General features: G+C 69.3%; 22 protein-coding genes and 1 pseudogene. 15 read left to right on the plus strand and 8 right to left on the minus strand.

The genetic code is table 11. The features are described from left to right. Nucleotides 1–24: 24 nt before the first annotated feature. The 5 genes from ADK36_RS25555 (at nucleotide 25) to ADK36_RS25575 (ending at nucleotide 4,987) form a co-directional block, all read left to right on the plus strand. Nucleotides 25–1,128, plus strand: coding sequence for a tyrosine-type recombinase/integrase (locus tag ADK36_RS25555; RefSeq protein WP_048580406.1), 1,104 nt, complete (start codon nucleotides 25–27; stop codon nucleotides 1,126–1,128). Nucleotides 1,129–1,142: 14 nt separating this feature from the next. Then, entirely contained in the window at nucleotides 1,143–1,490 is a 348-nt protein-coding gene (locus tag ADK36_RS25560; protein ID WP_048580407.1) for a helix-turn-helix domain-containing protein, read from the plus strand. Continuing rightward, nucleotides 1,487–3,907, plus strand: coding sequence for a hypothetical protein (locus ADK36_RS25565; RefSeq protein ID WP_053199202.1), 2,421 nt, complete (start codon nucleotides 1,487–1,489; stop codon nucleotides 3,905–3,907). The genes ADK36_RS25560 and ADK36_RS25565 overlap by 4 nt, the downstream gene beginning before the upstream one ends. Continuing rightward, complete coding sequence (locus tag ADK36_RS50420; protein ID WP_048580409.1) at nucleotides 3,904–4,482, plus strand: hypothetical protein; 579 nt, start codon at nucleotides 3,904–3,906, stop codon at nucleotides 4,480–4,482. The genes ADK36_RS25565 and ADK36_RS50420 overlap by 4 nt, the downstream gene beginning before the upstream one ends. A gap of 124 nt (nucleotides 4,483–4,606) precedes the next feature. Further along, the gene (locus ADK36_RS25575; protein ID WP_053084658.1) at nucleotides 4,607–4,987 is read left to right on the plus strand and encodes a hypothetical protein; all 381 of its coding nucleotides are present in this window, start codon (nucleotides 4,607–4,609) and stop codon (nucleotides 4,985–4,987) included. A gap of 113 nt (nucleotides 4,988–5,100) precedes the next feature. On the opposite strand, the gene ADK36_RS25580 is transcribed toward ADK36_RS25575, so the two are convergent. Then, nucleotides 5,101–5,730 (minus strand): class I SAM-dependent methyltransferase, encoded by a 630-nt coding sequence (locus ADK36_RS25580; protein WP_048580527.1) that lies wholly within the window; start codon nucleotides 5,728–5,730, stop codon nucleotides 5,101–5,103. A gap of 127 nt (nucleotides 5,731–5,857) precedes the next feature. On the opposite strand from ADK36_RS25580, the gene ADK36_RS25585 reads away from it, so the two are divergent. Further along, nucleotides 5,858–7,051 carry an MFS transporter gene (locus ADK36_RS25585; RefSeq protein WP_078942693.1) on the plus strand — a complete coding sequence of 398 codons (1,194 nt, stop codon included), beginning with the start codon at nucleotides 5,858–5,860 and terminating at the stop codon, nucleotides 7,049–7,051. 71 nt (nucleotides 7,052–7,122) lie between these two features. Here the strand turns inward: ADK36_RS25585 and ADK36_RS25590 are convergent, their stop codons facing one another. Together ADK36_RS25590 and ADK36_RS25595 are read right to left on the minus strand one after the other, a co-directional pair. After that, the gene (locus ADK36_RS25590; protein ID WP_234329868.1) at nucleotides 7,123–7,740 is read right to left on the minus strand and encodes a recombinase family protein; all 618 of its coding nucleotides are present in this window, start codon (nucleotides 7,738–7,740) and stop codon (nucleotides 7,123–7,125) included. A 213-nt stretch (nucleotides 7,741–7,953) separates the two neighbouring features. Beyond that, the gene (locus tag ADK36_RS25595; RefSeq protein WP_048580529.1) at nucleotides 7,954–8,376 is read right to left on the minus strand and encodes a secondary thiamine-phosphate synthase enzyme YjbQ; all 423 of its coding nucleotides are present in this window, start codon (nucleotides 8,374–8,376) and stop codon (nucleotides 7,954–7,956) included. 123 nt (nucleotides 8,377–8,499) lie between these two features. On the opposite strand from ADK36_RS25595, the gene ADK36_RS51560 reads away from it, so the two are divergent. From ADK36_RS51560 to ADK36_RS25620, 6 genes are all read left to right on the plus strand, one after another. Then, nucleotides 8,500–8,583, plus strand: a complete 84-nt coding sequence (locus tag ADK36_RS51560; protein ID WP_349817350.1) for a putative leader peptide — start codon at nucleotides 8,500–8,502, stop codon at nucleotides 8,581–8,583. A 139-nt stretch (nucleotides 8,584–8,722) separates the two neighbouring features. Beyond that, nucleotides 8,723–9,604 carry an ABC transporter permease gene (locus ADK36_RS25600; RefSeq protein WP_053199207.1) on the plus strand — a complete coding sequence of 294 codons (882 nt, stop codon included), beginning with the start codon at nucleotides 8,723–8,725 and terminating at the stop codon, nucleotides 9,602–9,604. After that, nucleotides 9,577–10,368, plus strand: coding sequence for an ABC transporter ATP-binding protein (locus tag ADK36_RS25605; RefSeq protein ID WP_053199208.1), 792 nt, complete (start codon nucleotides 9,577–9,579; stop codon nucleotides 10,366–10,368). The genes ADK36_RS25600 and ADK36_RS25605 overlap by 28 nt, the downstream gene beginning before the upstream one ends. A 54-nt stretch (nucleotides 10,369–10,422) precedes the next feature. Next, a complete protein-coding gene (locus tag ADK36_RS25610; RefSeq protein WP_048580413.1) occupies nucleotides 10,423–11,448 on the plus strand; it encodes an ABC transporter substrate-binding protein in 1,026 nt (341 codons plus the stop codon). A gap of 1 nt (nucleotide 11,449) precedes the next feature. Continuing rightward, complete coding sequence (locus ADK36_RS25615) at nucleotides 11,450–12,637, plus strand: LLM class flavin-dependent oxidoreductase (RefSeq protein WP_053199210.1); 1,188 nt, start codon at nucleotides 11,450–11,452, stop codon at nucleotides 12,635–12,637. Between the two features lie 120 nt (nucleotides 12,638–12,757). After that, nucleotides 12,758–13,828, plus strand: coding sequence for an NAD(P)-binding domain-containing protein (locus tag ADK36_RS25620; RefSeq protein WP_107086915.1), 1,071 nt, complete (start codon nucleotides 12,758–12,760; stop codon nucleotides 13,826–13,828). Nucleotides 13,829–13,923: 95 nt separating this feature from the next. On the opposite strand, the gene mltG is transcribed toward ADK36_RS25620, so the two are convergent. Both mltG and ADK36_RS25630 read right to left on the minus strand, forming a co-directional pair. Continuing rightward, a complete protein-coding gene (gene mltG, locus ADK36_RS25625; protein WP_048580416.1) occupies nucleotides 13,924–14,772 on the minus strand; it encodes an endolytic transglycosylase MltG in 849 nt (282 codons plus the stop codon). A 43-nt stretch (nucleotides 14,773–14,815) separates the two neighbouring features. Continuing rightward, complete coding sequence (locus ADK36_RS25630; RefSeq protein WP_078942694.1) at nucleotides 14,816–16,687, minus strand: ABC transporter ATP-binding protein; 1,872 nt, start codon at nucleotides 16,685–16,687, stop codon at nucleotides 14,816–14,818. Between the two features lie 94 nt (nucleotides 16,688–16,781). Here ADK36_RS25630 and ADK36_RS25635 point away from each other — a divergent pair, with 94 nt between their 5' ends. Then, nucleotides 16,782–17,231, plus strand: coding sequence for a MarR family winged helix-turn-helix transcriptional regulator (locus tag ADK36_RS25635; RefSeq protein WP_048580418.1), 450 nt, complete (start codon nucleotides 16,782–16,784; stop codon nucleotides 17,229–17,231). A 66-nt stretch (nucleotides 17,232–17,297) separates the two neighbouring features. On the opposite strand, the gene ADK36_RS25640 is transcribed toward ADK36_RS25635, so the two are convergent. From ADK36_RS25640 to ADK36_RS25650, 3 genes and pseudogenes are all read right to left on the minus strand, one after another. Continuing rightward, nucleotides 17,298–18,740 carry a cation:dicarboxylate symporter family transporter gene (locus ADK36_RS25640; RefSeq protein WP_048580419.1) on the minus strand — a complete coding sequence of 481 codons (1,443 nt, stop codon included), beginning with the start codon at nucleotides 18,738–18,740 and terminating at the stop codon, nucleotides 17,298–17,300. 167 nt (nucleotides 18,741–18,907) lie between these two features. Beyond that, nucleotides 18,908–20,527, minus strand: a complete 1,620-nt coding sequence (locus ADK36_RS25645; RefSeq protein WP_053199214.1) for a peptide-N4-asparagine amidase — start codon at nucleotides 20,525–20,527, stop codon at nucleotides 18,908–18,910. 51 nt (nucleotides 20,528–20,578) lie between these two features. After that, nucleotides 20,579–21,298, minus strand: a pseudogene (locus ADK36_RS25650) (L,D-transpeptidase family protein). 324 nt (nucleotides 21,299–21,622) lie between these two features. On the opposite strand from ADK36_RS25650, the gene ADK36_RS25655 reads away from it, so the two are divergent. Beyond that, the gene (locus ADK36_RS25655) at nucleotides 21,623–23,467 is read left to right on the plus strand and encodes an ABC transporter ATP-binding protein (protein ID WP_053199216.1); all 1,845 of its coding nucleotides are present in this window, start codon (nucleotides 21,623–21,625) and stop codon (nucleotides 23,465–23,467) included. Further along, nucleotides 23,464–25,251: an ABC transporter ATP-binding protein gene (locus ADK36_RS25660; protein ID WP_053199219.1), complete on the plus strand. Its 1,788-nt coding sequence runs from the start codon at nucleotides 23,464–23,466 to the stop codon at nucleotides 25,249–25,251. The genes ADK36_RS25655 and ADK36_RS25660 overlap by 4 nt, the downstream gene beginning before the upstream one ends. The last annotated feature ends 566 nt before the right edge of the window (nucleotides 25,252–25,817 follow it).

Genomic DNA, 25,817 nt, shown 5'->3' on the forward strand with positions numbered 1-25,817 from the left:
GCCCTCCAGAAGGGATGGTCTGGAGTGGTGCATCAGCAGAAGGTGGCCCTGGCCGGGTCGGCCCACCTGGAGCTCGTCTCCGGGGTGGTCCAACTGCGCCCGGAGGACGCGATGTTCGACGCGATGATGCGGGGCTGGCGAGCCCAGCAGAAGTCGCGAGGACTCAAGGATGAGACGATCGACCCGCGGGAACGGCTGGTCCGCCGGTTCCTGGACTTCGCGAATGACTACCCGTGGCAGTGGACACCGGCCCACATGGACGAGTGGTCGGCCTCGTTGGCCGGCGAGAAGCATCTGGCGCCGTCCACGATCCGCAGCTACCAGGGCGACATCCGCCTGTTCTCCGAGTTCCTCATCGACGCTCGCTACGGGTGGGGGCCTGCCTGCGAGGAAGCGTTCGGAACCCACCCGGTGGCCATCGCCCACGAGTGGAACACCCTGCCTCACCTGCAGGACTACGAGGGCGATCCGGAAGCAAGGCCGTTCACCCGCGAAGAACTGCAGCGGTTCCTCGACTACGCCGACGACCAGGTCGACCGCGCCGTGAAGTCCAAGCGCAAAGGCGCCCTCGCCGCCTACCGTGACGCCACCCTCTTCAAGGTCATCTACGGGTGGGGGCTGCGGCGAACGGAGACGTCCAAGCTGGACGTCGTCGACTTCGGACGGAATCCGAAGGCTCCGCAGTTCGGCCGGTACGGCACGCTCAACGTCCGCTACGGCAAGGCGAAGAAGGGCCAGCCGCCGAGACGGCGGAACGTGCTGTCGGTGATGGACTGGGCGGTCGAGGCGGTCGTCGACTACGTCGAGAACGTCCGGCCACGGTTCGGCTTCCCCGACCACCCGGCCCTCTGGATCACCGAACGCGGAGGGCGTCTGCAGCCGAGCTCCATCAACGACCGCTTCGAGGCATACCGCGATGCCTTGAAACTCCCAAAAGACCTAGTTCCGCACTCAATTCGCCATTCTTACGTCACCCATCTGACCGAGGACGGCGTCGACCGCCGCTTCATCCAGCAGCAGGTCGGCCACGACTGCGACAGCTCCACCGCCATCTATACGCACGTCAGCGACGACTTCATGAACACTGCCCTGAGCAAGGCCCTGGCCCCGGCGTTCGCCGGCGTCTGACGAGGAAGGACCCGATGATGGCCGCCAAGCTCGACTACCACTGGCACCTGCGCAAGGTTATGGCGGATCGCGGGATGTTCTCCACCACTGACCTCATCCCGCCGCTGGAGGAACGCGGCATCACGCTGTCCAGCAGCCAGGTCTACCGCCTCGTCGTCGAGCGACCCGAGCGACTCAGTCTCAAGATCCTCATAGCCCTGCTCGACATCCTCGACTGCACGATGGACGACCTCATCGAACCGATCGCCACGGCCGCGGCGGCGAAGAAGCCCAAGAAGGCCGCCGCAGGCGGGACATCCGTCACCGAAGGCGTCGGCGAACTGCGGCCAAGGCGAGCGCGGATCACCGGTGTCGACCGGTGACCGAGAACTCTGAGGAAGTCCTCGCCGATCCAGTCGGCACGATCGTGCGGCTGGTCAGCAACGTCGAGAAACACTTGGACGCCGACCGCGTCCGTGACATCGTCTGCAACCTCGTACGCTCACGAGCCGGCCGCCGCAACCTCGCCCAGGCACTCCACGACAACCCCTCGCTGCTGCGAACCGGCAAGCCACCCGCACCGTTCCGCGTCGCCAAGCTGCTGATGGCCCTCCGTGAAGCAGGTGCTCGGGACACCGCCCTGCCCCACTGCGGCGAATGCGGTCGCCCCCGCCCCTACGTCGGCAGCCGCTCGGGCGGACGCTGGGGATGCTCACCCTGCTTCGACAAGCCCGCCGTCTGCGCGGGCTGCCACCAGCAGCGGCGAGTCGTCAGACGCGACCGCCATGGCCAGCCCCGATGCGCCAAATGCCCCGACACCGACGGCGATCCCGTCAAGGAACTCACCCAGCTGATCACCGGCCTCGACCCTGCGCTCGATGCGAACACCGTCCGGACCGCTCTCGAACGCGCCACGAAACGGCCCGCCGGGCAGTACCGACTGGCCTGGGCCGTGATCGAGCGTCCCGAGCTGCTGACCAGCGCCGGGCACGAGGCTCCCACTCCGGCGATGCTGCGGTTCATCAGCGAACTCGTCGCCGGCGGCGCCACCACAGTCGTCAAGCCGGCCTGCCCGCGCTGCCACGGGGTGAAGGCGCTGTCGAAGCTCCTGGACGGCCAGCGGATCTGCCGGGCCTGTTTCGCCAAGCATGCGGCCGTCCCCTGCGCACGCTGCGGCGCCGTCCGTGAACCCGCCACCCGGGATGCCGCCGGTCAGCCGCTGTGTCCCACCTGTCTGATCCGTGACCCGGTCAATCTAGAAGTCTGCGTCGGCTGCGGCCGCCGTCGGCCGGTCGCGGTCCGGCTCGCCGACGGTGTCCGCTGCCCCAGCTGCAGGCCGAAGGAGATCCAAGAGTGCGGGCATTGCGGCCGCACCGCCCCTTGCGAGGTGTCCCGGGCCACCGGACAGCCCTGGTGCGAACGCTGCCAGCAGCGATGGGCGACCTGCAACGGCTGCGGCACCGTCGCCCAAGCCCGCGGCGGCAGCTTCGAGGAACCGTTGTGCGCGAAGTGCACCAACCCCGACCCCGACTTCTGGGGGCGCTGCCCGGTCTGCCAGACCACCTGGCAACTCAGCCCCCGAGCCTGCCAGCGATGCGTCCTCGACCAGAGGATCCGCGGTCTACTCGGCAACGACACCGGCACCATCGCCCCTGAACTTGTGCCGTTCCACGAGGCATTGACGAGTGCCGAGCGTCCCGACGTCGCTCTGGCCTGGATCTCCCGGCCGAAGGTCCAGGACCTGCTGGAATGCATCGGCCGCGACGAACGTCGCGTCACCCACGACATCCTCGACGACCTTCCTTCGGGCAAGGTGCTCGCGCACCTTCGCAGCGTCCTCGTCGCCACGGGCGCCCTGACGCCGCGTGACGAACGGCTCGTCGCTCTGGAGAAATGGATCACCGAAACGGTCCAGGCCCGCACGGACCTCACCGCACGCCGGATCTTGCACGGCTACGTGGTCTGGCACCACCTGCGCCGACTCCGCCGGCGCATCGGTGACCAGCACACCACCCAACTCCAGGACATCAACGTTCGCTGCCACGTCACCGCCGCCGACAACTTCCTCACCTGGCTCGCCGCCCAGGGACTCACCCTGGGCACCTGCACGCAAGCCGACCTGGAACGTTGGATGACCGATCCCGCCTTCACCTACCGTGACGAGACCGGCCATTTCGTCCGCTGGTCCGTACAGCACCGCCATGCCCACGGCCTCACCTTCGGCACCGTCCGCTGGACGGGCCCGCAGGGCACCATCGACAGCGAGAAACGCTGGGCCGACGCACGACGCCTCCTCAACGACGACACCCTGCCTACCGCGGACCGCGTCGCCGGACTGCTGCTGATCCTCTACGCACAGAAGATCTCCACCATCAGCCAACTCGCCGTCGACGACGTCAATATCACCGGCGAGACCGTCGCGATCACCTTCGGGACCTCGCCGGTCGTCCTCCCCATGCCGCTGGCCACCCTGGTCCGCGAACTCCTCGCGAACCGACGAGGCAAAGCCAAGATCGGCACCCCGGATGATGGCCCCTGGCTCTTTCCCGGAGGTCAGCCAGGTCGTCCGCTCAGCGACAGTCAGATCGGCCTGCGGCTCCACAAGATCGGCATTCGCCCCCAACAGGACCGATCAACGGCCCTGTTCACCGTCGCCGCAGAACTCCCCGCCGCGATCCTCGCCCGGATGCTCGGCGTTCACATCCAGGTCGCCGTCCAGTGGCAGAAGGCATCCGGCGGGGACTGGGCCGCCTACGCCGCCGACGTCAGCAACCGCGCTCGAAAGGCTCCGGCCCCGTGACCTTCCAGGACCATCTCCGAACCCTTGCCACGCGAGCAATCAGCTCGATCACGGCGGCCGAGGCAGGGGACATCTACGTTGTCTCGTTCTTCATCGACAACGAGAGAGACGACCCACGACAGCCGACCCTGACCATCGGATACAACACCGAAGCTCAGTTCCGACGCAGCATTGCGGACGCCTCCGACGAGGCGGAAGCCCGCTGGAACTATGCCTTCTGGCTTCAGAACGAGCTCACGGTCATCGGCGACCTCACCCGAGACCCCGACGGGGCCGCAGCTCGCCACCAGTGGATCACCGAACTCGGACTCTGGTACGACGAGCCCACCGACCCCGAAGTCTGGATGACGACCATCGGGCCGATCGCCGCACGGATCGAGGGCAACTTCAACCAGGCATGCGTCAAGCTCGCTCGCCACCTTCACGATGCTGGCGTCTTTGAAAGCGCGATCGGCAAGCCAGTGCCCGTGGTCCTTCACGAGCTCGAGTACTACGACGGGATAGCCCGCCGAACCGAGGCCGCCAACCCGCCCGGACTCGCCGATGCCTTCACGGCATGGGTCCGTAATGGCTGAGGTATTCCGAGACTTCCAATACCCGACTCCACCATTAGCGATCTACCCGGAAGATGCCATCGAGGCTCACCGAGCCTTCATCGCCCGGCGCCGCGGTCTACGACCCGCCGGGGAATACCGGGCGGTGGCCGACGAGGAGTGGCAGGAGTTCCTCGGACACTTCGAGCGGCGCAAGCTGGCCCTGGGGCAGTGCGGCCGAGCATACGGAAGTAGCTGTGTCCACGAGCACGCATGTGTTCGATGCCCAGTACTGATCGTGGGGCCTGGCGAGCGGCCCCGCCTGGAAGAGATCCGCGAGAACCTCCACGCCAGGATCACCGAAGCCGAACGCGAAGGATGGCTGGGCGACGTCGAGCAACTGACCGTCAGCCTCGCCGCTACCGATGGCAAGATCAGCCAGATTGACGTCAACGAGAGACGGAAGAGCGCGCCGGTGTTTGTCGGCATGCCAGCGATCAGTGAACTCGTAGTTCGGAAAGCCGAGAACCGGGATAAGACGGACTGACTGTGACTCAGATGGATAACAACCCAAACCGATCGGCCAGAACGCGACGCTTCAGACGAACCGCATCCACACGGATGACCTACCCCACCTCACCCCAGGCCACGGGCCACGCTCTACGGGCGGCGGGCCAGGAAGTGGGTGTCGAGGAAGCCGCGCTCGGACGCTGGGTCGTGGAGCAACCGAGCCACCGTGACGAGCCCGGCCTCGGCCAGCAACTCGGCAAACTGCTCCGCTGGCCAGCTATAGGCGGGTGCCACCTTGTGATCGAAGCGGACCGGCTCCGGCCCCTCGGTCCCGAAGAAGGACACCAGGAGCAGACCCGCTGGTGCCAGAACACGCACCTGCTCAGCGAGTAGCGCGGGCAGTTCTTCAGGTGGGGTATGGATCATCGAGTAGTGGGCCAGCACTCCACCGAGCGCGCCGTCCTCGACCGGCAGGGCCTCCATTCGCGCTTCGTCGAACCGCAGCGCCGGCTGGGCCCGCCGAGCGTGGTCGACCATGGCCGGGGAGAGGTCGATCCCGAAGGCGTCCAGCCCCAAGTCGTGCAGCATGGCCGTCAGATGACCGGGTCCGCACCCGACGTCGGCTACCCGCAAGTTCCCCGTGTCACGCACGAGCTCGGCGAAGGTGCCGATCATGTTCCGCGCGAACGGCCGCGTCTCCAACCGACTAGTGAACATCGACGCATAGAGCTCGACGACCCCGTCGTAGGCCGCCCTGGTCTCATCCTGGTGTTCTAACACGGACAGGAAGCTAACACCCCCGCCGTTCACCGCCGTTCTCCGGCCCATACCGGCCCTTCCCCTCGGGGCTGATCGTCCCGTCACCTGATCACTGGACGCCCCCGGTAGTTCGGAGAAGGAGAACCTCATGACGAGCACACCCGAGATCACATCTGCGCCACATCGTGCGGAATCACCGCCTGACGCCCCCGTCGATGGAGCCCGGCATCGTTCGATGTGGTCCGGTGGCCGGCATCTGTTCAACGAGGGCTGGCACTATCGCGCACGGACCACCGCGTTCCAGGAACTCGGCGGCGCCGGCACCGCCGAGTGGACAGAGGTAGTCCTTCCACATGACGCGATCATCGCGACCGAACGCCGGGCAGAAGTGCCGCGCGGTGAGACGACGGGGCCGTCAACCGTCCGCGAGCCCGTGAGCGCCGGCTACATCTGGCTGCTCTCCCTCACCATTCTCGGAGGGTACGTCGCGTTCGTCGCCCCCGTCGGCATCGGACTTTCCCTACGCGTCCAGGAGATCGCGCCCGACAACGTCGAAGTGCTCGGCTACGTAGTGGGCGCCGGTGCAGCAGTCGCAGCGCTCTCCGCACCCCTGACCGGTATGTGGAGCGACCGCCTCCGCAGCCGCTTCGGTCGTCGTCGTCCGTTCGCGCTCTGCGGGTCGATTCTCGGATTCCTCGCCCTCGGGATGCTCGCCTGGGCACCCAGCATCCCACTGCTCACCGTCGGATGGATGCTTGGCCAGCTGGGCTGGGGAACTGCGGTCAACTCGCTGCTGCTCTCCCAGGCTGACCGTCTCCCCGAGGAGCAGCGCGGTAGGGTCGGCGGCCTCAGCGGCTTCGTTCAGATGGTCGCCGCGGTACTTGGCGTCAGCATCGCCAGCGCGTTCATCGGCAACAACTACCTCGTCTTTCTCGTGCCCGGCGCAATCGGTCTGTCCTTCTTCGCACTCTGGGTGCCGCTGGTGAAGGAACCCAACAGCCGAGATCTCCTGATCGCGGAGGAGCTCAGCTTCCGCACGGTACTCACCCATATGGTGTTCAACCCCCGCGAACACCCCGACTTCGCGTGGAACTGGCTCGGCCGTCTGTTCTTCAACTTCGGAGTGCCCTTCGCAACGACTTTCATGACGTTGTTCTTCGCGTCACGTCTTTCCACGAGCGGTCAGGTGGCCCACACCGGCAGGCTGATCGCGATTCTCGCCCTCACGGGAGTGGTTGCCACCGGTGGCGGCGCACTGCTCGGCGGGTTCCTCTCGGACAAAGAAAGCGATCGCACTGAATACGAGGGGGAAGAGGGCAGTCCAGCTTGCTGGCGAACGTGAGCTGTTCTCTTCGTGATCCGTCGCCACCAACTGTCGACTCAACGAAGAAGGACGCATAATCATGACGAACCCTACCCACCCCGACCCGGCCCTTCCCATATCCACCAGGCCAGGTGCAGGCGATCCTGCGCTTCCAGAGGCCACCGTCCGGTCAGGGCGCGGTCGGGGTCGTCCAGCACCGTCTTCATCACGGTGGCTACCGGGGCAAGCTCGCCCTCACGGTTGAGGCGGGCAGCTTCACTGCTCGGCGTGACGTTCTCCGGGTCAGCGATGATCCGGCGAGCCACATTCCGAATGACCTCTGCCGCGTGCGGGTGGAGTTCAACCCGATCGACCTTCCCGCCCATGACGGTGCGGACGTTCCGGAAGCCGTACGAGGGCTTCTGTTTCGTTCGCCCGGCGGCCCGCATCTTGGTCGTGGTGTCGCGGTTCCGACGCTGGATCGCCCGCAGCTCCATCTGGGCACCCCACGCCTCGATGGTGAAGCGGTTCTCATCGGCCGGGTCATCCAGGTTCCACGGACCGTCGTGGCCGTACGTGACGAGCATCTTCTTCTCGTCACGCATCTTGTAGCCGGTGTTCAGGCAGTCGACGACGTTCCTGCCGAGTCGGTCGACGGCCGCCGCGACGAGCCCGTCGTAAGGGCCTCGCTCATCACGCAGCCATGGACCCGGCTTGGGACCCGTCACGGAGTCGGTAGCGCCCGAGACCTCCCAGTCGTCCGCCCAGCCGATGATGTGACGTGGCAGCCTTCACGCGCGACAGACGTCGCACGCCCACCAGGCACTTTCCACATCCGTCGTAGGGTTGTTCGATCTCGTCCCAGGTGACTTGTGGCATCGCCATCTCCTGCTCCGCACGAAGCGTAGGGAGATTTGGCGGCCACCCCAGGACGATCTTGCTCATCCCAGGAAGCTCAACCTCACATGACGGTTGCCATTAGAGATGTTCGTGTCCACGAGGCACACCGACTGCCATGTCCCGAGTTCCAGACGCCCGGCCAGCACCGGCAGCGTCGCGTGCGGTGGAACGATCGCCGGGAGGACGTGGTCGCGGCCATGGCCGGGGCTGCCGTGGCGGTGCTGCCAGCGGTCGTCGGCGGGGAGGAGGGTGTGCAGGGCGGCCAGGAGGTCGCTGTCGCTACCGGCTCCCGTTTCGATGATCGCGATGCCTGCCGTCGCGTGCGGTACGAAGACGTTCAGCAGGCCGTCGCGGCCCTCGGCCGCCTCCCGAAGGAAGGCCTCGCAGTCGTGGGTGAGGTCCACGACCCGCTCCGAGGAACCGGAGGCGACGTTCAGAACTCGGGTGGTGAAGGCGTCTGACATGCCCTCCATACTCACTCATGCGCGGGAGTTCACGCGCCAGGAGACGACCGAGCCGTGACACCAGAGGTCCACTTCGCGAGACAACGTTGACCATGGCCTCGGCATCTGGCTATTTTCTGCGGCATGTTGCGTTCAGCCCTGCTCACCACGCGCGGTCACATCGACCTGCTGCGGGTGGCCTCCGCCGCGTGTCGCCGCGGCTGCTGACGCCTTTCTTCTCTCTTCACCCACGCTTCCTCGCGCCCCGGCCCAGGTCCTGCGCTGACCTGACCTGACCCGGCGGCGCCGATACGCGTCTCTCCCTCCTCCCGAACGCTCATCGCCCCCTGCGCCCCCTGGAGCACTCATGAGCATCAGCCATGGCCCACCCAGCTCCGCCGAGGCGGATATTCCCCTTAAATCCTCCTTTGCGAACTCGTCCGCCGTCGATGTCGTCCCGCTCCTCCCCGCCTCCTCCCGCCGCACCCGCGTCCCCCGCTGGCTGCGCCGCACCACCGGCCCCGTCCTGCTCCTCCTCCTGTGGCAACTGCTCAGCAGCACAGGCGTGTTGACCGCCGACGTCCTCGCCTCGCCTGGCCGCATCGCCCAGGTCGGGGGCGATCTCATCGCCGACGGGTCGCTGACCTCGGCCATGGGGACGTCTCTCCAGCGCGTTGCCGCCGGGCTTGCGCTCGGCACGCTCGTCGGGACCGGACTCGCCCTGCTCTCGGGCCTCTTCCGGGTCGGCGAGGACCTCGTGGACGCGCCCGTGCAGATGCTGCGGACCGTGCCCTTCGTCGGGCTCATCCCGCTGTTCATCATCTGGTTCGGCATCGGCGAGGCGCCCAAGGTCGCCATCATCACGCTCGGCGTGACGTTCCCGCTGTACCTCAATGTCTACGCCGGCATCCGCGGCGTGGACTCCCAGCTGATCGAGGCCGGAGAGTCCCTCGGGCTGTCCCGGTGGGGTCTCGTGCGGCACGTCGTGCTGCCCGGCGCGCTACCGAGCGCCCTGACCGGCCTGCGCTACTCGCTCGGCATCGCCTGGCTCGCCCTCGTCTTCGCCGAGCAGGTCAACGCCGACTCCGGCATCGGGTTCCTCATGGTGCAGGCGCGGGACTTCCTGCGGACCGACGTGATCGTGGTCTGCCTGATCGTCTACGCCTTCCTCGGCCTGCTCGCCGACTTCATCGTCCGCTCCCTCGAAAGGCTGCTGCTGCAATGGCGACCGACGTTCACCGGCCGGTGAGCCCCCAAGCCGCCGAGGCCTACCAGGCCGCCCGGACGGCCCAGGCCGTACGGACCGCACAGGCCGTGCACGTCGAAGGGCTGACCCGCTCCTTCGACGGACGCGCCGTCATCGACCGGCTCCAACTCGACGTCCGCCCCGGCGAGTTCGTCGCCCTCCTCGGCCGCAGCGGCTGCGGCAAGTCCACGCTGCTGCGCATCCTCGCCGGCCTCGACCGGGACATCGAGGGCACCGTCCTGGTGCCGCGCCGCAAGGCCGTCGCCTTCCAGGCGCCGCGGCTGATGCCCTGGAAGAAGGTGTGGCGCAACGTCCTGCTCGGGCTCCCCGGCAAGCCCGGCCGTGCCGTGGCCGAGCAGGCACTGAAGGAAGTCGGCCTGGACCACCGTACGGACGCCTGGCCCAAGACACTCTCCGGCGGCGAGGCACAACGAGCCTCCCTCGCACGGGCGTTGGTCCGTGAACCCGATCTGCTGCTCCTCGACGAGCCGTTCGGCGCGCTCGACGCGCTCACCCGGATCAAGGCCCAGCGCCTGGTGGGCGAGTTGTGGCAGCGGCGCGGCTGCGCGGTCCTGCTCGTCACGCACGACGTGGAGGAGGCCGTACTCCTCGCCGACCGCGTCCTCGTGATGGACGACGGGGTCATCGCGCACGAACAGCGCGTCGACCTCGACCGTCCCCGCGACATCACCGACCCGCGGTTCGCCGAACTGCGCGCCGGGCTGCTCGAGCGCCTCGGCGTCGACACCGCCGCCGAAGCCGCCTGAAGCACCCCGCGACACAAGACCTCCCGCCCCTCAGTTCCACAGAACGGATCCGCCATGCGACGTCGTCTCGTCCCCGCCGCGCTGCTCCTCCCCCTGGCCCTGCTCCTGTCCGCCTGCGGAGGCAGCTCGTCGGCCTCGACCGGCGGCGACACCGACGGCTCGGGCTCCCTGACCCTCGACGTCGGTGACCAGAAGGGCGGTTCGGAGGCCATCCTGCGTGCCGCCGGAGAGCTGAAAAACCTCGACTACAAGATCAAGTGGTCCACCTTCACCTCCGGTCCACCGCTGCTGGAGGCCGTCAACGCCAAGGCTGTCGACATCGGCGGGGTCGGCAACACGCCGCCGGTCTTCGCGGCGGGCGCGGGCTCGAAGATCACGGTGGTGGCCGCCTGGCACGGCACGTCCAAGGGCGACACCATCCTCGTCCCGAACGACTCGAAGCTGAGCGGAACCGCGCAGCTCAAGGGCAAGTCGATCGCCGTGGCCCAGGGCTCCTCCGCCCACTACCAGCTGGTCGCCTCCCTCAAGAAGGCCGGGCTGAGCCTGAGTGACGTGAAGGTCAAGTACCTCCAGCCGGCCGATGCGCTGGCCGCGTTCACCTCCGGCAAGGTCGACGCCTGGGCGGTGTGGGACCCGTACACCTCGCAGATACTCAAGGCGAAGCAGGGCCGCGTCCTGACGACCGGCGACGGCATCACCAACGGGCTGACCTTCCAGGTGGCGGCGCCGAACGCGCTGAAGGACAAGAAGAAGGCCGCCGCGATCAAGGACTATCTGGAGCGGCTGCGGCGGGCCTACCAGTGGGTCTACACCCACGAGGACGAGTGGGCGCAGGTCTGGGCGAAGGAAACCGGACTGCCCGAGGACGTGGCGCTGGCCGCCGTGAAGCGCACCTACACCACCCGGATCGCGGTGGCCGTCGACAAGCCGCTGATCGCCTCCGAACAGCAGATCGTCGACGCCTTCGCCGATCTGAAACTCATCCCGAACAAGGTCGACTTCGGCGGCTTCACCGACACCCGCTTCAACGGTGACCTCCCGCCGTCGACCACCGCGCCCCGTCCCTCGGAAGGCTCGTGACATGACGGTCCGTCTCCACTGGTTCCTGCCGACGGGCGGCGACGGCCGCACTCTCGTCGACCGGCACGCTTACGCGTCCAACAAGACCGGGCGGCAGCCGAGCGGGGTGCGCCCACCTGACATCGAGTACCTGGCCCAGATCGCCAAGGCCGCCGAGCATCTGGGGTTCGAGGCGGTCCTCACCCCGACCGGCACCTGGTGCGAGGACGCCTGGCTGACCACGGTGGCCCTCGCCCAGCACACCCAACGCCTGAAGTTCCTGGTGGCGTTCCGGCCGGGCCTGATCTCGCCGACGCTCGCCGCGCAGATGGCGGCGACCTACCAGCGCGTCACCCGCGGGCGGCTGCTGCTCAACGTCGTCACCGGCGGCGACTCCGCCGAGCAGCGCCGCTTCGGTGACCGACTCGACCACGATCAGCGCTATGCCCGTACGGACGAGTTCCTGTCCGTCGTACGCGGGGTCTGGCGCGGTGAGCCGTACGACTTCCACGGCGCCCACTACCAGGTCGACGGCGGGCTGACCGCACTGCCGCCGGAGCCGGTGCCGCAGTGGTTCTTCGGCGGCTCCTCCCCGGCGGCCGGGCCGGTCGCGGCGCGGCATGCGGACGTCTATCTGACCTGGGGCGAACCGCCCGCTCAGGTGAAGGAGAAGATCGACTGGATCCGTTCGCTCGCCGAGCGGGAGGGCCGTACGGTCCGGTTCGGGATCCGGCTGCACACCATCTCCCGCGACTCGTCCGCCGACGCCTGGTCCACGGCCCACCGACTGCTCGACGACCTCGACGCGGACACGGTCGCGGCCGCCCAGGCCGCGCTCGGGCGCAGCGAGTCGGTCGGGCAGCAGCGCATGCTCGCCCTGCACGGCGGCTCGCGTGCCGACCTGGAGATCCATCCGAACCTCTGGGCCGGCGTCGGGCTGGTCCGGGGCGGTGCGGGGACCGCGCTGGTCGGCAGCCATGCCGAGGTCGCGGACCGGATCGAGGAGTACCACGCGCTGGGCGTCGAGCACTTCGTGCTGTCCGGGTATCCGCATCTGGAGGAGGCGTACTGGTTCGGGGAGGGGGTGATTCCCGAACTGCGGGCTCGCGGTCTTCTCGGCGGTACGGGCACACAGGCGGAGGCCGATGCGAAGGCGGAGGCGGAGGCGGAGGCGGGCCGTGTACCGCTGCTGGTCGCGAGCGGGCGTTGAGGGCTGCGCCCTCGATCGTCTCGATCGTCTCCTTGGTCTCGTTCGTCTCGATGGTCCCGGGTGTACCGAGGGAAGATCCGGACCTCTTCGGCAGTTAGTAGAAGCGTGAACAATGCCGAGATGGCCGAAGCGGTCGAGGTCGTCGTCATAGGCGCTGGTCAGGCTGGCCTGTCCAGCGCCTATCACCTGCGGCGCACCGGGTTCGAGCCGGGCCGCGACTTCGTCGTGCTCGACCACTCCCCCGGACCGGGCGGCGCCTGGCAGTTCCGGTGGCCGTCCCTGACGTACGGCAAGGTGCACGGGATGCACGCGCTGCCCGGCATGGAGCTGACCGGTGCCGATCCCGAGCGGGCGTCGTCCGAGGTCATCGCCGAGTACTTCGACCGATACGAGCGGACCTTCGACCTGCGGGTCCGGCGGCCCGTCGACGTACGTGCCGTCCGGGAGGGCCCGGACGGGCGGCTGCTCGTGGAGAGTTCGGCGGGGGCCTGGTCGACGCGGGCCCTGATCAACGCGACCGGCACCTGGGACCGGCCGTTCTGGCCCCGCTACCCCGGTCAGGAGACGTTCCGGGGGCGGCAGTTGCACACCGCCCAGTACCCCGGGCCGGAGGAGTTCGCCGGGCAGCGGGTCGTCGTGGTGGGCGGCGGGGCCTCCGGCACCCAGCATCTACTGGAGATCGCCCGGCACGCGGCCGCCACGACGTGGGTCACACGGCGCCCGCCCGTGTTCCGCGAGGGCCCCTTCAGCGAGGACGTGGGCCGGGCGGCGGTCGCGCTCGTCGAGGAGCGGGTCCGACAGGGGCTGCCGCCGAAGAGTGTCGTCTCGGTCACGGGACTGCCCCTGAACGACGCGATCCGGGAGGGGCTCGCGGACGGGGTTCTGGACCGCCGGCCCATGTTCGACCGGATCACGCCGGACGGCGTGGAGTGGCGGGACGGTCGGCGGGTCGACGCCGACGTCATCCTGTGGGCGACCGGATTCCGGGCCGCCATCGACCATCTGGCCCCGCTGCGCCTGCGCGAGCCGGGCGGCGGCATCCGGGTCGAGGGGACACGCGCGGTCGCCGATCCCCGTATCCACCTGGTCGGCTACGGCCCGTCCGCCAGCACGATCGGCGCCAACCGCGCCGGGCGCGCGGCCGTACGGGACATCAGGCGACTGCTGTCGGAGGAGCAGGTCGCGGCGTGAGGTGCCGGGCGGCCGAACCGGTCGTCCTACGAGGCCCGTCGGCTCACGTCGTCGGCTCACTTCGTCGGCTCACTTCGTCGGCTCATTTGGTCGGCTCATTTCGTCGCCTTGGGGCTCGCCTTCCGCTGGGCGTTGAACTCGACGACATTGCGCTGGTGTTCCGCGTAGTCGGCGGTGAAGCGGGTGTCACCCGGCTTGACCGTGACGAAGTACAGCCAGTCTCCCGCGGGCGGATTGATCGCGGCACGCATCGCCTCCTCGCCCGGGTTGGCGATCGGCGTGGGCGGCAGGCCCATGCGCTGGTAGGAGTTGTAAGGGCTCTCGATCCGCGTGTCGGCGTCACTCGTCCTGAGCGTGGAGCGGTTCAGCGCGTAGTTGATGGTGGAGTCCATCTGGAGCGGCATGCCGCGTTCGAGCCGGTTGTAGACGACCCGGGCCACCTTGCCCATGTCGGCCTTCGTGTCGGCCTCGGCCTGGACGATGCTCGCGATGGTGACGGCCTGATAGACGTTCATCGCGTTGCGCTGCGCACCGGCCGCGATCGGGGCGCCGCTGAACTTCTGGTTGGCGGTGTCGACCATGGCGGACAGCAGTGAGTCCGCCGTCGCCTTCTTGCCGTTGCGTTCGAGCGGATACGTCGCCGGGAAGAGGTAGCCCTCAGGGTTGCCGTCGGCGTCGTTCGGCAGTTTGAGGTCGAGCTTCGCGAGGGACTTCTTGGTGGACCCGGGCGGCAGGGTGAGGGCCTTGTCGACGGCGGCGTACACCTGGCTCGCGCGCCAGCCCTCCGGGATGACCAGCGAGGTGGGCTTCGGCTCCTCCTCACCCAGGCTCAGCAGCGGCACCGCCACGGCGGTGCCGGCCACGACGGCGCCGGCGGCGATGAGAGCGATACGGCCCCGGCGCGTCAGTCGAATCGTGCTCCGTGACGGAGTGTTCATGTGCATGCGGGCACGGTAACCCGCACATGCTCACAAACCCGGCATAACGTCACACCGTCGGCTCCAGTTGGGCGTCTCGGCGCACCAGCGCCGCATACCGCCCCTCCCGCTCCAACAACTCCTCGTGCGTACCCCGTTCCGCCGCGCTCCCCGCGTCGAGGACCACGATCTGGTCGGCGCCCCGAATGGTGGACAGGCGGTGCGCGATGGTCAGGGTGGTGCGGTTGGCGGACAGGGCGTCGATGGCGTCCTGGACGGCGCGTTCGGTGCGGGTGTCCAGTGCGCTGGTCGCCTCGTCGAGGATGAGGACCGGGGGGTCGCGCAGGATCGTGCGGGCGATGGCCAGGCGCTGCTTCTCACCGCCGGAGAAGCGGTGACCACGCTCGCCGACGACGGTGTCGTAGCCGTCGGGCAGGGACGCGATGTGGTCGTGGATCTGGGCCGCCTTCGCCGCCGCGTGCAGTTCCTCGTCGGTGGCGTCCGGCTTGGCGAAGCGCAGGTTGTCGGCGACCGAGGCATGGAAGAGGTACGTCTCCTGCGAGACGACGCCGACCGCGCGGGCGAGGGTGTCGAAGTCGAGGTCGCGTACGTCGACCCCGTCGAGGGTGACCCGGCCGCCGGTCACGTCGTACAGCCGCGGCACGAGGTGGCCCAGCGTCGACTTTCCGGCGCCGGTCGGACCGACGACCGCGAGGCTGCCGCCGGCCGGGACGGTGAGGTCGATGCCGTCGAGGATCGGGGCGCTCTTGTCGTCGTACCGGAACTCGACGTTCTCGAACCGGACCTCGCCCTTGATGCCGTCGAGGTGGACGGCGTCCTCCCGCTCGGTGATGTCGATGGGCAGGTCGAGGTACTCGAAGATGCGCTGGAACAGCGCGAGCGAGGCCTGGATCTGGACGCCGGTCGACAGCAGACTGACGGCGGGACGGAACAGGCCCTGCTGGAGCGAGACGAAGGCGACGAGCGTGCCGATCGAGACCTGCGGACCACCGAGTTGGAGGGCCAGGCCGGCGGTCCAGTAGATGAAGGCGGGCATGGCGGCCATGACGATGCCGATGACGGACATGCGCCAGCGGCCGGCCATGTTCGACCGCACTTCGAGGTCGACCAGCCGCTCGGACTCGTCGGAGAATGCCTTGGTCAGCGAGTCGGAGCGGCCCATGGTGCGGCCGAGCAGGATGCCGCTGACCGAGAGCGACTCGGTGACCGTGGCGGCCATCGCGGCCATCTGCTTCTGGCGCTGGGTGGTGATCTTCTTGCGTTCCCTGCCGACGCGGCGGCTGATCCAGACGAAGGCCGGCAGCAGGAGCAGGGAAACGACGGTCAGCCGCCAGTCGAGGGCGAGCATCGCGACGATCGTGGCGACCACGCTGGTGAGGTTGGAGACCAGGGAGGTCGCCGTGGAGGTGACGGTGGCCTGCATGCCGCCGATGTCGTTGGCGATGCGGGACTGGACCTCGCCGGTGCGGGTGCGGGTGAAGAAGGCGAGCGACATGCGCTGGAGGCGGCCGTAGACGGCGGTGCGCAGGTCGTGCATGACGCGCTGGCCGACCGTCGTCGAGATCAGGGTCTGCAGCACGCCGAAGACGCTGGTCAGTACGGCACTGAGGATCATGCCGAGCGCGAGCAGGCTGAGCAGGCCGGTGCGGCCCTCGGGGATCGCGACGTCGAGGATCGCCTTGAGGAGGAAGGGTGTGGCGACGCCGACCAGCGACGAGGCGCCGACGAGGAGGCCGACGACGGCCAGGCGTCCGCGGTACGGACGGAAGAGTTTCAGGATGCGGCGCACCTGCCGGGGCTGCTGCTGCTCGGCGTCCTCCGCGGCCTTACCCGCGTCCTTCTCCGCGGCGTTCTCCGCGGCGTTCTCCGCGGCGTTCTCCGCGACGGATGGCGTCCAGGTGGGTTCGTTGTCGGGGTGCATGGGCTCCTACGGGAGGTGTGGCGACACGGACTGACGGAGCTTAGCTCATTGTTACCTATACTCACAATGAATGTCGTCCTGATATTGTTCCCGCATGACCATGCCCGATCCCGACGGCCCGCTCGCCGAGCAGTTGCTGCACTTCACCCGTCGGGTGCACCGGATCCAGAAGCGACACCTCCAGGAGTGCGGCCTGGGCGTCACCCCGGCCCAGTCCCGCCTGCTGCGCACGCTCGCGCACTATGACTCGCCGCCGCGGATGGCCGACCTCGCCGAGCGTCTGGAGGTCGTCCCGCGCGCCGTGACGACTCTGGTCGACGGGTTGGAGGCGAGCGGGAAGGTGCGGCGGGTGCCGGATCCGACGAACCGGCGGGTGATCCGGATCGAGCTCACCGACGACGGACGGGGCGCCATGCGGGAGCTGCACGGTGCGCGTCGGTCGGCGGCGGAGGAGATTCTGGCGCCACTGACGGACGAACAGCGTTCGGTACTGGGCGAGTTGCTGGACGCACTGATCGACGGAACCGCGACACGAGGATGCTGAGCGCAACGGGCCGCGGCCACCGCTCCGTACTGCTGGAGCGGTGGCCGCGGCCCGTTGCGCTGAAGGTCAACCGGTCTCGGAGGCCGTCTCCTTGCCCGTCTGGACCGGTACGACGACAGGGTCCCCCTCCTGCGACGCCTCCGGGGTCTCTGACTTCTTGAGTTCCGCCTTCTCCTTCTCGAGCTCCGCCTCCGGCTCGTCGTCGTCCAGGTGGACCACGATCTCGCCGTCCAGGACCTTCCTCGCCCGCTCCCTGTCCAGGGCGCCCTCCCAGCGGGAGACCGCGAAGACGGCGACGCAGTTGCCGAGCAGGTTGGTGACGACGCGCATCGAGTCCATGATGCGGTCCACGCCGAGCAGCAGCGCGACGGCTCCGGCCGGAATCGCACCCAGCGAGGAGGCGGTCGCGGACAGGGCGAGGAACGCCGAGCCGGGGATGCCCGCCATGCCCTTGCTGGTCAGCATCAGCACCAGGATGACGGTGATCTGCTGGCTGAGGCTGAGGTCCACGCCCACGGCCTGGGCGATGAACAGCGTGCCGATGGACAGATAGAGCGAGGCGCCGTCGAGGTTGAAGGAGTAGCCCGTCGGCAGCACCAGGCCCACGGCGTCGTCGCGGGCGCCCGCCTTGCGCAGCTTCTGCATCACCCGCGGCAGGACGGACTCGGTGGAGGCGGTGCCGAGCGCGAGCAGCATCTCCTCACGGATGTAGCGTAGGAACTTCCAGAGGCTGAGCCCCGTGACGACCTTCAGGGCGATGGCCAGCAGCGCGATGAAGAGCGCCGCGGCCGCGTAGCACAGGATGATCAGCTTGCCGTATGTCTCGATGACACCGAGGCCGTAGTTGCCGATCAGGACGGCCATCGCACCGAACACTGCGATCGGGGCCAGCCGCATGACGAAGCCGACGATCGCGAAGATGATCTCCTGGGCCTGCTCGATGGCCGGCAGCACCTTCGGCACCTTGGTGTGACCGAGGTGCAGCAGCGCGGCACCCACCAGACAGGCCAGGATGAGCACCTGAAGCAGGGAGTTCTCGGCGAAGGCACCGATGAAAGAGGTCGGAATCGCTTCGAGGACGAACTGGGTCGTCGACGGCAGGTGCCCACCGCCCGTCTTCGCGTCGACCGCCGAGGTGTCGAGCGTGGACGGGTCGACGTGCATGCCCGACCCGGGCTGGACCAGGTTGGCGGCGAGCAGTCCGATGACCAGCGCGAGCGTGCTCGCGACCTCGAACCAGATCAGGGCCTTCAGCCCGATCCGACCGAACGCCTTCAGATCACCGGCCTTGGCGATCCCGACGACGACCACACAGAACACGAGCGGCGAGATGATCGTCTTGATGAGCCGGATGAAACCGTCGCCGAGCGGCTGCAGATCCGCGGCGAAACCGGGCCACAGCTTCCCGACGACGATGCCGAGCACGAGCGCGCAGGCGACCTGCGCGAAGAGAGAGGTACGCAGTGTGCGTGCGACGCGTCGCGGCAGGGACGATTCGGACGGCGGCACGGGAACTCCTTGGGGACGGCGGCACACAGAAGCCGGGACGGGACTTCTGCCATACGGAAAGCGGATTCCGTGCCGATCACTTTGAGGGTGATGTTGGTCCCGCACAAGACCCCTGTGTTGCATCCGTGTAAATCGCCCCCTGAGTGACGCATCGCACACAACTGGCTTCAGCAGCCGCTGCGATCCTCGGTGAGCACCCCTTGGACGCTGGTCAGGGCACGGTCGTAGCAGCCACCCGGGCTACCCGCGCCATACAGCCGGTAGCGCTCGCTGGTCGTGCCGACCGCGTGCCGCTGGTCGCGCGGCACGTTCAACGTCCATGAGGCGTCGCCCTCGACGGTGTCGTCGAGCCACGACCACGCGATCCGCCGGCCGGCCTGGGTCGTCCCGACCGTGGCGCGGTCACCGAGGGTCAGCACGGTGCGCAACCGGTCACCCGCGCCGATCGTGATGGAGCCGTCCATCGTGTACGTCCGCTGCGTACGGGTCGTGCGGGCCGGTCCACGTCCGTCGACGGTGACCGACTGGTCGTCGACCCAAGTGGCGTCGAGGGTGTCCTGGTTCTCTCCGTCGGTCCAGCGGTGCGCGGAGGCGTTCGTGAGCGAGCGGCTGACGGTGGTCGCCACCCGGCCGTGCGAGGTGTCGACGTATCCGGCGACGGCCAGCCGGTGACTACCCTCGGTGTCCACCCGGTGCTCCGAACCGGGCGTGTACGTGGAGGAGTTGGCAAGGTCGCCGACCTGGTGCCTCGTGAGCTTCCCGGTGACGTGCTCGCTCTTCGCGTCCTGCCAGACGAGGACGTTCACGGGCGCGCTCCAGCCGCTCTGTCCCTCGGGTACACCGACGACGGAGACCTCGACGCGGTGCGGGCGGCCGTCGTTGAGGAGGCCGGCGAACGGCGTGAGGTCGTATTCGATCGGCTTGACGTCGAAGGCGCGCGGCCCCGGAGTGACGTACCAGAGGAAGGGGTTGGACCAGCCGCCCGTCCACACGTGCGGGAACGGCGCGGCGATTCCGGCGAGTCGGCCGTCGACCTTGATCTGCACCTCACGGTAGGGACCGCCGCCGGCCTTGCAGGAGTAGGGCGCCGGGTCCGGCGCCGACAGGTACCAGAACTCCTCGCAACCGCCACCGGAACCGGTGGCGTACACCTCGGCGACGACGCGTTCGCTGTTGCGCGGGGTGGTGAGTGTGCCGTCCTGGAGGGTGAGGACGCGGTCGGGGGTCGCGGCCGGGTGGTCGGGAGTGGTGCCGGGGCGGCCGGCGTAGAACGTCAGCGTGACCTTGACGTCGATGATGCCGGTGTAGGTGTCGTCGACGACGTTCCCGATGAGCATCTCGACGTCCTGGCCGCGACGGAGGGTGTCGCTGTACCGCGTGACGTCCTTCTCCACGGACCACTCGATGCCGTCCGGTGACGGCTCCGGCGTCGACGTACGGAAGATCTCGACCCCGCCGACGTGCAGATAGCCGAGCCGGTCGTACTGGCGCCCCTTGACCTTGCCGTCCATCCGCAGCACTACCTTGCTCCAGCGGTCGCCGCAGCCGACGGGCGGAGTGTAAGTGCCCTTGTACGGGGTGAAGTCCCGGAACTGCGCCTCGGCGACGGTGACTTGGCAGGACTTGCCGGAGGGCTTGGGGATGGGCGGGGCCGCGGTGATGGGGTCGTGCCAGTCGGTACCGAACTCGGCGGGCACATCGGCCGATTGGGCGGGGGTCGCCCCGAGCAGCGAACTCGCCAGAAGGGTCGCTCCTGCGAGCATGGACATGACGATCCGTCTCTTCATGGCCCGTGTTCTACGGGGAGTCGGCCCTCCGCCGCAATGAGGCCTCCCGCGTCAGCGCGAGCGTTTCAGGTCGGCCCTGTCCCCCATCACCACCACGGGATGCCGATCCGGATCGAGCGTGCGCAGCAGGTACTCCATGGCCGATTCGGACAGGCTGACGCACGCCGATGTGCCACTGCCGTGGTCCATGTGCAGCCAGATGCCACCACCCTTGCCCTCGCCCTCGGGACGGGTGGGGTCGTTGGGCGGGGTGCCCTTCACGCGGTTGTAGTCGATGGCGATGACGTAGTCGAAATCGTGCCAGTACGACTTGGCCCACCAGCGCGGCGCCGCGAAGGCGGCGGACCGTGTGTACGGCAGCTTCGCCCCGGGGTTCTTCAGTACGCCGCCCGCGTCGCTCAGCGTGAACACGCCGACGGGGCTGCGGTTGTCGCCCTCGCGGTGGTCGGTCGTTCAGCCCTTCTTGCCGTTGTGCGCGGGCCAACCGCGGACGCGGTCCCAGGCGGCACCCTGCTTGGCGTAGAGCACGACGGTGGATTTCGCCGAGTCCCTCCCGTCGCCGTAGACCGCCACGACCTGGCGGGAGTCGGCGGGGATGCGTCGCTGCCACCGGTCACCGACGCCCGGGATGCGCGTCGGATCCCGGGTGGCGGCCGGCCGCGTGGGCGCGCCCTTGCCTACGTCCGCCCCGCCGCCGCGCTCCGTGCCGCCGCCGCACGCGGTCAGAGTCGTCAAGGCCGTCAAGGCGGTCAGCGCCGTAAGGGTCCTCAGAGTCGTAAGGCGCCTCAGGGTCCTCAAAGCCGCCAGGGTCCTCAGGGTCGTGGGGAGGAGGGGTCCGGGGGCCGACCTCGCGGCCAGTCCACGCCGCCCTCCCCGTACTTCGCCGTTCCGCATCGGTCCATGGTGGCACCCGGCTCGCGGCGGCAGCCGGATCTGTGCGGCGGCGCGGAAAACCGTTTGCGTCCGGCCACGCTGCGACGCGAACCTGTCACGGTTTGCTGCCGCCGTGCACTGCCCGGTTTCCGCGCATCGGCACCCGACCCACACCCCGTTCCCCTCCCTGATCCCCCCACTGACACGAGCCACTGGGACGTCATGCAGATTCAAGACCTTCCGTATCCCGATCCAGGTGTGCCGGACGCACGCTCGGGTCCCCGATTCCTGTGGTGGCTCTTCAGGAACCAGGTGGGCGGACAGCTCAAGTCCCTGGCCTGGGGGCTGCTGCACTTCCTGTCCGTCTCCGCGCTGCCGTTCTGCGTGGGCGTCGCCGTGCAGGCCGTCGTCGACCGGTCCGGCGCGCAACTCGCCCTCGCGGGCGGGCTCCTGGTCCTGTGCTGTGCCGGGAACGCGCTCGGCGACACCTTCCTGCACCGCACCGCCGTCACCAACTGGATCACGGCCGCCGCGCGCGTCCAGCAGGTGCTGGCCCGCAAGACCGCGCAGTTGGGGTCGGCACTGACCCGGCGGGTCGCGGCCGGTGAGGTCGTGGCCGTCTCCACGGGTGACGTCGAGAAGATCGGCTGGTTCGTCGAGGCCTGGTCACGCTTCACGGCGGCGGCCGTCACCCTGGTGGTGGTCTGCGTCGGCCTGGTCGTCTACCAGCCGGCGCTCGGTGTGATCGTCGCCGTGGGGCTGCCCGTCCTGGCGGTCGCCGTGCTCCCACTTCTGCCCCGGGCGACCCGGCGGGCCGACTTCCAGCGCGAGAAGGCGGGCCGCGCCACCGAGCTGGCCTCCGACACCGTCGCCGGCCTGCGCGTCCTGCGTGGCATCGGCGGCGAGGAGCTCTTCCTCGACCGCTACCGCCGCGCCTCCCAGGAGGTACGCCATGCGGCCGTGCGCAGCGCCCGGATGTGGTCGCTGATCACGGCGATCCAGGTGCTGCTGCCGGGGCTGCTGCTGATCGCGGTGGTCTGGTACGGCGTCCACCTGGCCGGCCAGGGCCGGGTCACCGTCGGCGAACTGGTCACCGTCTACAGCTCGATCATGATCCTCACCTATCCGCTCCGGCACTTCGAAGAGATCGCGATGGCCTACTCCTTCTCCCGGCCCTCGGCCCGGCGGGCCGCGCGTGTGCTGTCGCTGGAACGGCCCACCGACACCGCCGGGTCACGCGACGGGGCCGAGGTGCCCTCCGGGGATCTGTACGACCCGGCGACCGGACTGCACGCCCCCGCCGGCCGGCTCACCGCCGTGGTGTGCGGAGACCCGGACGCGGCGGGGCGGCTGGCCGAACGGCTGGGCGGACATCCCTCGGAGGAGGGCGCCTCGGTGCTCCTGGGCGGCGTCCCGCTCGACGAGTTGCCGCTCGACTGCGCCCGCACGGCCGTCCTGGTGCAGGACAAGGACCCGGTACTGCTCTCCGGCACCCTGCGCGAACTGCTCGACGTGCCCAGGTCGGGCGATGTGGGCGCCGAGCAGGCCCTGGCGGCCGCGCAGTGCGAGGATGTCCTGGCCGCCCTGGTCCAGGGGTCACTCGCCGCCGAGGACCCGATGGACGCCCGTATCACCGAACGCGGCCGGTCCCTGTCCGGCGGCCAGCGCCAGCGCCTCGCGCTCGCCCGGTCGCTGATGACGGACCCGGAGGTGCTCGTCCTGGACGAGCCGACCTCGGCCGTCGACTCGCACACGGAGGCCCGGATCGCCGAGGGCGTACGGGATCTGCGGGAGGGGCGCACGACGGTGGTGTTCACCTCGTCGCCCCTGCTCCTGGACCGCGCCGACCGTGTCGTGCTCGTCCATGAGGGCGAGGTCGCGGCGGTCGGCACGCATCGCGAACTGGTGCACGGCGAACCGCGGTACCGCGCCGTGGTGACCCGGGAGACCGACGAGGAGGCCGCCCTCAACACCGCATTGCACGAGAGCGATGCGGCGGCCGAAGGAGCCGCGTCCGCCCTCAACCGTGGGCTGAAGGAACTGCAAGAGATCGAGGAGTCAGCATGATCGGCGTCGCGCCACCGGCGTACGACCCGGCGGCCCCGACGACGGCGAACACCCTGCCGGTCGGCGCCCCCGAGACCGTACGCGCCTACGTGGTCGAGTTGTTCCGTCGGCACCGCCGTGCCTTCCTGCTGCTCATCGCCGTCAACACGCTCGCCGTGGTGGCTTCGATGGCGGGACCCTGGCTGCTGGGCGGACTGGTGGAGCGGGTCTCGGACGGGGCCGGCGAGCGAGAACTCCATCTGGAACTCACCGTCGGGCTGTTCGTGGCCGCGCTGGTCGTCCAGGCCGTGTTCGTACGGCAGGTGCGGCTGCGCGGCGCGATGCTCGGCGAGCGCATGCTGGCCGATCTGCGCGAGGACTTCCTCATCCGGTCGGTCGGGCTGCCGCCCGGCGTTCTGGAGCGGGCCGGCACGGGCGACCTGCTGTCCCGGATCACGACGGACATCGACCGGCTGGCCAACGCGATGCGCGAGGCCGTGCCCCAGCTGGCGATCGGCGTGGTGTGGGCGGCCCTGCTGCTGGGCGGCCTCATCATCACGGCGCCGCCGCTCGCGGCCGCCGTGCTGCTCGCCGTGCCGCTGCTCGTGGCGGGCTGCCGCTGGTACTTCAAGCGGGCCCCGGCCGCCTACCGCTCGGAGGCCGCCGGATACGCCGCGGTGGCCGCCGCGCTCGCCGAGACCGTGGACGCGGGGCGCACCGTCGAGGCCCACCGCCTCGGCGGGCGCCGGGTGGAGCTCTCGGAGCTGCGGATCAGGCAGTGGACGGCGTGGGAGCGCTACACGCTGTGGCTGCGGTCGGTGCTCTTCCCGGTCATCAACGTCACCCATGTGACCGTGCTCGCCTCCGTTCTGATGATCGGCGGGGTGTTCGTCCTGAAGGGCTGGATCGGGGTCGGTCAGCTGACGACGGGTGCGCTGATCGCGCAGATGCTGGTGGATCCCGTCGGGCTCATCCTGCGTTGGTACGACGAGCTCCAGGTGGCTCAGGTCTCGCTGGCCCGGCTGGTCGGGGTCCGGGACATCGAGCCCGACGCCGGGGACACCGAGCTGGCGCCCGACGGCCGCGACGTGCACGCCGACCGGGTGCACTTCGGCTACCTGGAGGGCGTCGACGTGCTGCGCAAGGTCTCCCTGGAGGTCGCCCCCGGCACCCGGCTGGCGCTGGTCGGCCCTTCGGGGGCGGGCAAGTCCACGCTGGGCCGCCTGCTCGCCGGCATCTACGCGCCCCGGGACGGCCGGATCACCCTCGGCGGCGCCGAACTGTCCCGGATGACCGCCGAACGGGTCCGCTCGCATGTTGCCCTGGTCAACCAGGAGCACCACGTGTTCGTGGGCTCCTTGCGCGACAACCTGCTGCTGGCCCGCACCGATGCGACCGACGCCGAGCTGTGGGCGGCGCTGGGCGCGGTCGACGCGGACGGGTGGGCCCGTGCGCTCGACGACGGCCTGGACACCGAGGTCGGCTCGGGCGGGTTCGCCCTGACGCCGGCCCAGGCCCAGCAGATCGCCCTGGGCCGTCTGGTCCTGGCCGACCCGCACACCCTGGTCCTCGACGAGGCGACCTCGCTCCTCGACCCCCGCGCGGCCCGCCACCTGGAACGATCCCTGGCCCGTGTCCTCGACGGCCGCACCGTGGTCGCCATCGCCCACCGTCTCCACACCGCCCACGACGCGGATGTCATCGCCGTCGTCGAGAACGGCAGGATCAGCGAGCTGGGCAGCCATGACGACCTGGTCCGGGCGGGCGGCGCCTACGCGGCGCTGTGGCGGTCGTGGCATGGGTGAGCGAAGCCGAAGGCGCGGTCGGCCAGGGGCGCCGGGCCCCGGCCGGGCGTGCCGAAGGCACCGTCGACCAAAGCCGGTGCCCCGCAAGCCGTAGCCGCAAGCGCGATGGGCTGAGGTACCTTGCCACGACCCCCTGGAGCGGAAGGAAGATCGGCTGCGGGCCCCGCGAGCCGGGGACAGCCGGCGCCGACCGGGCTGTGGGCCCGCGGCCATGGCCGGGGCGTGGGGACGGGGCCGGGGACGGGGCCCGGCCACGCCGGACGCAGGGTCGTTTGAAGGCGGGAACACCGTAGCGGCCATGGCCGGGAACGCCGCCCGGCATGGCCAGGGCCCGGCTGTGGGTGAACGCGGCGGAGATGAGACCCGGCCAGGGTCGGAGATGGACCCAGCGGGGACCGGAGATGGACCCGGCCGAGGACGGAGATGGACCCGGGCAGGGGCAGAGGTGGACCCGGTCGGCCTGGCCCGGCACGACGGACGGATCCGGCCCGCGCTCCGGGCCCGGGGATCCGGAGCACTCTCCGCCGCGCCGGGCCGCCCCGTGCCGCCCCGTGCTGTCGTGCCGA

Origin of the sequence: Streptomyces viridochromogenes, assembly GCF_001270495.1 — a bacterium.
GTDB classification, from domain to species: Bacteria; Actinomycetota; Actinomycetes; order Streptomycetales; family Streptomycetaceae; genus Streptomyces; species Streptomyces viridochromogenes_A.